At 44.1% G+C, this 229-nt stretch carries 1 protein-coding gene; it reads right to left on the bottom strand.

All coding sequences use genetic code 11. From position 1 onward, the window contains the following. The coding region (locus Q4548_RS17125; RefSeq protein WP_303457322.1) for an STN domain-containing protein at window positions 1-229 on the bottom strand (229 nt) is incomplete at both ends.

Raw genomic sequence — 229 nt, 5'->3', positions numbered from 1 at the left:
CATCTACATCGGCAAATACCGTCAATTCAGCATCCGTATTTTTCTGAACAGGAAGCGGAGCTGAACTGCTAGTCACTGTGGTTTTCGGTTTGCTGGAAATGGCAACGGCTTTGCCATTGATTAAATGCCAATCCATATCCGTACCACTCAACAATCTGTTCAGTGCTACCTCAACGGTCAGCTTTTCTTTAATTTGAATTGAGCGCTTATTTTGTAAGGCGCTTGGCTC

It is taken from the genome of Wenyingzhuangia sp. 2_MG-2023 (assembly GCF_030548295.1).
Taxonomy (GTDB): domain Bacteria; phylum Bacteroidota; class Bacteroidia; order Flavobacteriales; family Flavobacteriaceae; genus Wenyingzhuangia.
This window is presented reverse-complemented; position numbering and strand designations above follow the sequence as displayed.